The sequence below is a fragment of the Gammaproteobacteria bacterium genome (assembly GCA_035501935.1).
GTDB lineage: Bacteria > Pseudomonadota > Gammaproteobacteria > JAJPIJ01 > JAJPIJ01 > JAJPIJ01.
The window spans coordinates 65,570-72,396 of the sequence record DATJVC010000003.1; the positions used below are offsets into that span (position 1 = coordinate 65,570).

General features: G+C 56.6%; 9 protein-coding genes. 7 read left to right on the forward strand and 2 right to left on the reverse strand.

The window, feature by feature from the left end; genetic code table 11:
* Positions 1–18: 18 nt before the first annotated feature.
* The 7 genes from VMH34_00515 to VMH34_00545 all read left to right on the forward strand — a co-directional run bounded on the left by VMH34_00515 (position 19) and on the right by VMH34_00545 (position 5,845).
* Positions 19–915, forward strand: a complete 897-nt coding sequence (locus VMH34_00515) for a DUF6662 family protein (GenBank protein ID HTT07265.1) — start codon at positions 19–21, stop codon at positions 913–915.
* 104 nt (positions 916–1,019) lie between these two features.
* Positions 1,020–2,309 (forward strand): hypothetical protein, encoded by a 1,290-nt coding sequence (locus VMH34_00520; protein ID HTT07266.1) that lies wholly within the window; start codon positions 1,020–1,022, stop codon positions 2,307–2,309.
* Positions 2,310–2,384: 75 nt separating this feature from the next.
* Complete coding sequence (locus VMH34_00525) at positions 2,385–2,906, forward strand: FMN-binding protein (protein ID HTT07267.1); 522 nt, start codon at positions 2,385–2,387, stop codon at positions 2,904–2,906.
* 6 nt (positions 2,907–2,912) lie between these two features.
* Positions 2,913–3,770, forward strand: coding sequence for an FAD:protein FMN transferase (locus tag VMH34_00530; GenBank protein HTT07268.1), 858 nt, complete (start codon positions 2,913–2,915; stop codon positions 3,768–3,770).
* Positions 3,760–4,227: a DUF4405 domain-containing protein gene (locus VMH34_00535; protein HTT07269.1), complete on the forward strand. Its 468-nt coding sequence runs from the start codon at positions 3,760–3,762 to the stop codon at positions 4,225–4,227. The genes VMH34_00530 and VMH34_00535 overlap by 11 nt, the downstream gene beginning before the upstream one ends.
* 56 nt (positions 4,228–4,283) lie before the next feature.
* Entirely contained in the window at positions 4,284–5,084 is an 801-nt protein-coding gene (gene cmoA, locus VMH34_00540) for a carboxy-S-adenosyl-L-methionine synthase CmoA (protein ID HTT07270.1), read from the forward strand.
* An 11-nt stretch (positions 5,085–5,095) separates the two neighbouring features.
* Positions 5,096–5,845, forward strand: a complete 750-nt coding sequence (locus VMH34_00545; protein ID HTT07271.1) for an isoprenylcysteine carboxylmethyltransferase family protein — start codon at positions 5,096–5,098, stop codon at positions 5,843–5,845.
* A gap of 128 nt (positions 5,846–5,973) precedes the next feature.
* Here the strand turns inward: VMH34_00545 and VMH34_00550 are convergent, their stop codons facing one another.
* Entirely contained in the window at positions 5,974–6,396 is a 423-nt protein-coding gene (locus tag VMH34_00550; GenBank protein ID HTT07272.1) for a cupredoxin domain-containing protein, read from the reverse strand.
* A 14-nt stretch (positions 6,397–6,410) separates the two neighbouring features.
* On the reverse strand, positions 6,411–6,827 hold a 417-nt coding region (locus VMH34_00555; GenBank protein ID HTT07273.1), incomplete at its 5' end, for a hypothetical protein.

Consider the following 6,827-nt stretch of genomic DNA (forward strand, 5'->3'; position numbering starts at 1 on the left):
CATCCGGGGAGGGCAACAGTGCAGGCGGCAACAAAAAAATTACTTTTATCGATGATTGTATTGCTGACAAATATCGACCCGGCCCATGCCAGCGAAGCCATATTCGGTTATGTATACACTTTGGATTTGACGCCCAAAGGCGGCGTTGAGTACGAACAATGGATCACGGACCGCGAAGGCCAGGCCAAGGGTCATTTCCACGATGTACTGATGCGTTCCGAGATCGAGTATGGACTGACCGACAATCTGCAACTTTCCGGTTATCTTAACTACAGCTACATCAATGCCAATCGCAACAGTGTCAATGGCGAGACCAGCGGCATCGACATTCCCGCCGATCACGATCCCACCAAGCCTTTCAATGCACTCCGTTTTGATACGGTCTCCGCTGAATTGATCTGGCGGGCATTGAGTCCTTATACAAATCCGATCGGTTTGGGATTTTACGTCGAACCTGAAGTTGGTCCACGAGAACGTGCCATTGAGCTCCGGGTCATTCTTCAGAAGAACTTCCTGGATGATCGTTTAATCACGGCCGCCAATGTGTGGGCGGAACTCGAGCGGGAAGATGCTGGCGGCGGTGAAATCGAGCGCGCTACCATGCTGGAGACCGATCTAGGCATCAGCTATCGTTTTGCCCCCAAGTGGTTCGCCGGCCTCGAGTTCCGCAATCACAACGAATATGTGGGCTACACCGTGAGTACGGACGACCAGGAACACACCGCATTCTTTATCGGGCCAGTGTTGCACTACGGCTCGGAAAAATGGTGGGCGACGCTGACATTAATGCACCAGTTCAAAGCCACAGGCTTTACCGACGAGCAGAGAGACAACATCAGAGGTGGCCTGATCTTCGGCGATGAGCATACGCGGTTTGATGGCATCCGTCTGGCGATCGGTATCCCACTTATTTAATTCGCTCAAATAAGAATCCGGTCACCGCTTCGGGCAATGACCATTGGTAAAAGCAGTCACCGGGAGATTACATGTTTGTTCATACGCCAAATAGGATTATAAAAATGAACCCCATCTTTCTCATTGCATTAATCAGTCTGTTGCTGACCCCCCCGGTTTTTGCTGACAGCGATGGCCGCCTGGAAGAACGCATCAATCAATTGCAAAAGCAATTGGATGGCATGAAGCAGCTCCAGCAAGAGGTCGATCAACTGAAAGCGCAATTGGCGCAGGAAACCAAGGAGCGGCAGGTGACAAAAGCGGCGCCACCAGCCGCCAATATCCCCGCTCCGTCGGCTCCGCCGCCTGCTGAGGAGTCATCGACATCGATCGGTGGATATGGAGAGATGGCTTATTCGACGTTTGGACACGACGCGTCCAATCCAAGCCAGGCTGATCTGCTCCGGTTCGTGATGTTTCTCGGACACCGATTCAATGATCGATTGTCATTTCAATCTGAACTTGAGGTGGAACATGCCGTCGCCAGTAAAGATGACGAAGGGGAAGTTGAAGTTGAACAAGCTTGGTTGGATTACCGTTTCAGTGACGAGGCCAGTGTGAAGGCCGGCCTGTTCCTGATCCCGCTGGGGTTTTTAAACGAAAACCACGAGCCGCCGACCTTCTACGGCGTATTCCGGAATTCCGTGGAGACGCGAATCATTCCAACCACCTGGCGCGAAGGCGGATTCGGTCTGCATGGGGCGCTCGATAACGATTTTTTGTATGATGTTGGCGTGACCACGGGCTTCGATGCCGGCAAAATCGATGATCCCCCGTTCGGTATTCGCAGCGGACATCAGGAACTGCAACTGGCAAATGCGAACGACGTCAGCGTGTACGGCAGTCTGAAATACATCGGTTATCCAGGACTGTTGCTGGGCACGGGCATATTTTCTGGAAATACCGGTCAGGATGGCGCCAGCAACCCGTTACTCAAGGGGGTTGATGCAAGGATGACCCTGGGTGAAGTACACGCGCGATATGCCGCACATCGGGTCGACCTACAGGGGCTCTATGCCCTGGGCGCGCTGGATGACGCGGCCCGGGTGACGGCTGCCATTCAACAGGCGGCCCCCAAACAGTTCGAGGGATGGTATCTACAAGCGGCCTATCATTTGTGGAGTCAGGGGCAGATGGACTTTGCGCCGTTTGTGCGCTACGAGCAATATGACATCGATCAGGCTGAGGACATTGTCAATGACTTCCTGAGCGATAGAGCTGCCCGCGACAGCATCGAAACGATAGGCTTCAATTTCAAACCCCATCCGGACGTGGTGCTGAAGATGGACTATCAAAATTATGAAAGAAATACCGGCAACAGCAGCTTCGATCTTGGTATCGGATACATGTTTTAGCAAGAGCTTCGTCTATGCCGATAAAGTTATGAGGGATACGTTTGAAGACAGGCGCGGATCTCCAGGCGGCGATTCATGAGGGCCGAATTATTGATCACCGCGACGGCGATTATGGTGGTCGCGCCAGCGCGGGCGACGACTTATCTCAGCGTCGAGCAGGCCCAGGAAGCGATATTCCCCGGCGCAAAATTTACCCCTGATTTCAGAAATCTGAGCGGGGGGGAGATATCGCAGATCGAGAAGGCCTCGGACACCACGGCCTATTCCAGGGAGGTAAAATGCTGGAAAGTGGATCAGGGCGGCTGGTTCATCGTTGACGAAGTGGTCGGCAAGCACGAGTTCATCACCTATGCCCTGGGGCTGGATGCCGGCGGCGCCGTTCAGGGGATCGAGATCATGGATTATCGGGAGACGCACGGCGGCGAGATCCGCGAGCCCGCCTGGCGCGCCCAGTTTCACGGCAAAAAGCACGGCGAGGCATTGAAGCTTGAAGAGGATATCCAGAATATCAGCGGCGCGACACTATCCTGCAAGCACATTACCGATGGCGTGCGGCGATTGCTTACGTTCTATGATTTGATACTGAAAGGCCGGTAGCCTCATATGTTGGTTCGCGCCCGCCCGCTCCTGGGCACCATCGTCGAGATACGCGCAGCAGGGAGAGACGCGGAATCTGGGTCACGCGCGGTCACTGCCGCCTTTGAGGCCATCGCGCAGGTGCATCAGCTGATGAGTTTCCATGAACCAGAGAGCGACGTCAGCCGCATGAACCGTTTTGCGCATCGGGAGACGGTGAAAGTTGACCCACGAACCTGGGAAGTTCTGACCTGCGCGCTGCAGTTGAGCCGCCAATCGAAGGGACTCTTCGATTGCACAATAGCCTCCCGTCTCATGCAGTTGGGTTATCTGCCGGCCGTGCCGGGTCTGTACGCGAATGACGATGTCACCTACGCTGATCTTGAATTGTTGGACGATTATCGCGTTCATTTCCTGAGGCCATTGACCATCGATCTGGGAGGCATCGCCAAAGGCTATGCCGTCGATCGGGCAATCAAGCAATTGCAAATGCATGGTATCGAGGCGGCCTGCGTGAACGCGGGCGGGGACCTTCGTGTCATCGGCGACAGGGATTGGCCGGTCGGCATACGCCTGCCCGACGACCCTCGCCGGGCGTTTTCGGCAATCAAAATACGTGATGAAGCCGTGGCGACCACCGCCAACTATTTTTCCACAAGGATTAAAAACGGCGTGACCATCAGTCCACTGATTGATCGAAGGACAGGTATGTGCCGCGTGGAGGACCAGAGTGTTTCGGTTATCGCGCATTCCTGCATGCTGGCGGATGCACTGACTAAAATCGTCTGGTTGAGCGACAATCATGAACACCCCCTCCTGTCACGTTATGGCGCACGGGCGATCATGTACTCAGCCGCCAATGGAGCGACGGCGCATGCGGCATGATATTCCCGCGGTGTATGCCGAGCGCATCCGGCTTGATCCATGGCATCGTTATTCAATCTATAGCGTGGTCATTCTGACGACCTTGTCCGGGGTGGCATGGTTGATTCTGCATTACTTTATCTCCGCCCCGGGTCAAGTGGACGCCATCTCCGATCCGCTGGAGGCGTTGAGCCTTAAAGTGCACGGGGCTGCCGCCATGCTGATGCTGTTGTGTCTGGGTACGTTGTTCCTGCCCCACATGCTCAGGGCCTGGCGGCTCGGCAGGAACCACTATCTGGGGGGGCTGCTGGCGATCATTAACCTTGTACTGATCCTGACGGGATATGCGCTTTACTATTTCAGCACCGAGGAAAATCACGCAATCATCAGCGCGATGCATTGGGTCACCGGTCTGCTGCTGCCGGTTATTTTGATCTTTCACATTCTTACCGGCCGGCGCGGACGGGCGCGCGGCTGAACCCATTCCGGCTGACTGTGATAAGCTTGAGCGGTTCCATCCATGGAGCCGCGATGATGTCTAGTAAAGAACGTGGGGGAAAAGTGCAGCCGCTGCTGGCGGAGGAAGCCAGGGCCAGGGCGATAAAGGATACGGGCAAGGACGAATTGTTTTCCGACCGGAGTTCCGGCGCGGCGGATTTCCATTTCGATCAAAAGACCGCGACGGTGTTTGATGACATGGTCAACCGCTCGGTGCCTTTCTATGCCGAGATCCAGCGGATGACGGGCGAGATGGCGGGAGATTTCGCCACCGCCGGCAGCAACCTGTTCGATCTCGGCTGTTCGACCGGCACCACGCTGCTGTATCTGGATCGCGCGGTCGATCAGGACGTACGTTTCGTCGGCGTGGACAATTCAGCGGATATGCTGAACAAGGCGCGGGAAAAGCTGAAGGCGCAGGGAGTGACCCGCGCCCATGATCTCGTGCGGGCGGATTTGCACCAGGGCGTGCTGGTCGAGAATGCCTCGGTGGTGATCATGAACCTGACGCTGCAATTCATCCGGCCGTTGTATCGGGAGCGCGTCATCAAACAGGTCTTCGAAGGTTTGAATGAACACGGCTGCCTGCTGTTGGTGGAAAAACAAACCCTGTCGGACAGTCTGCTCAACCGGCTGTTCATCCGCTACTACTACGACATGAAGCGCCGCAACGGTTATTCGGAAGTCGAGATCGCGCAGAAGCGCGAGGCGCTGGAAAACGTGCTCATCCCCTACCGCCCCGAGGAGAATCGCGAGCTGCTGCGTTCGGTCGGCTTCCGCTACGTTGAGGAATTCTTCCGCTGGTACAATTTCGCCGGTTTGATTGCGGTGAAATAACGGGCGTTTGCATGTCTCGCATCGGTTTGCCCCGGCCGTGGGTGATCGCCTATGGCAACTGGCTGTTCAAATACCGCAACGCCGTTTTCCCGCTGGTGATGCTGACGCTGTTTCTGGGCTTCCGGCCGGTATTGTGGCGCGGCGATCTTGCCATGGATGCCAGGTTGGACGGGTTGGGCCTGGCCGTGGCTTTGCTGGGCCAGGGGTTGCGTGCCGCCGTGATCGGCTACGCCTACATCAAGCGCGGCGGGGTCAACAAACGCATCCATGCCGATCAACTGGTGACGCAGGGGCTGTTCGCCCACGCCCGCAATCCGTTGTATGACGGCAATCTGCTCATTCTCATGGGGTTGTTCATCATCCATAATCACCCGGCGGTTTATATTCTGGGTGGTGTGTATTTCGTGACCGCATATATCGCGATTGTCGCCGCGGAAGAGGAGTTTTTGTCGGGCAAATTCGGCGACGCCTACCATGATTATTGCCGGAAGGTGCCGCGGTGGCTGCCGAATTTGCGCGGGTTGCGTCAGACCTTGAGTGAGATGGAATTCAACTGGCGCCGTGTCGTGATCAAGGATTACGCCAGTGCCTACACCTGGATGATGACTGCGCTGCTCATCTTCGCCTACGAAGACATGCCTCCGGCAGGATGGGGAGTGCAGCGCGGCCGTCTGGTATTGTCACTGGCTGTCGCCTTGACGCTGGTCTTCATCGTGGTGCGTTACATGAAAAAACGCCGCCTGTTGCGCGAGTCATTATAAAAGCCTAAAAAAAGTCGTGAGGAAGTCCGGCTGCCAGGCGCCGCGAAACGAGATGACGAGACAGTACGGATTGGTACGGCGGGCCATCGAGTGGGCGGAACAACGCAGACGGACTCCGCAACAGTTTTTCAGCGGACTTCCAGCACCCCCTCCATACCTTTGGAGCGGTGGCTGGGGAACATCAGCAGTTTGTGATCGCAGAAGAAGGCATATGTGCCCGCTTTTGCCGCCGTAAATTTAACGACGCCACTTTTACCCGACTCAACATCCTGTTTGACCTGCAAATCCGGATCGTCGATGACGAAGCTGTGCGGCGCCACCGTGGAAACGTTGTTGAGCGTGATCTCCACCGGCGTCCCGGCCTTGACGATGACGTGCGCGGGCTTGAATGAGTAGCTGTCCAGTGTCATCGTCAGATGTTGCACGCCGTCTGCGCCCATTTCGAGGATCACGGGCGGCACGGTGGCCGGCGATGGCGCCGGATCATCGGCCAGCGCCATGGTGTGAACCAGCAGTGTGTACAGCATGATGGTGACGGGGGCGGGGCGCATGACACCTCCTGATTTCATTGGGGGGGTCCCGCCCAGGCGGGCAGGGGAATGCCGGCGCCCTGTTGCAACGGCAGCAAATGTGTTTTGCCGCTCCCGCGGGTGAAGGATGTCAACAACGAAGGGAAGCGGCGGAACAAGGGCAACAGGGCGGTGGTGAAGCCCGGGCGCATGGCCATTTGCGCATAAACGGCGGAACGGCGTATGCGGGTGTCAAAATGCCGGCGCCAGGCATTTGCGTATTGCCGGTCGGCGGCGGCGGTTTCTCCGACGCGCACTGTGGCGCGATGCTCAATCAAGCATTCTGTAAGCAGCCATGCGCTTTGCATGGCAAGACTGATCCCCTCGGCGATCACCGGATGCGCTTCGCCGGCGGTATTGCCGGTGAGCCATACCCGCCCATGACGCAACGTGCGCCGGCCCGGCCGGATGGG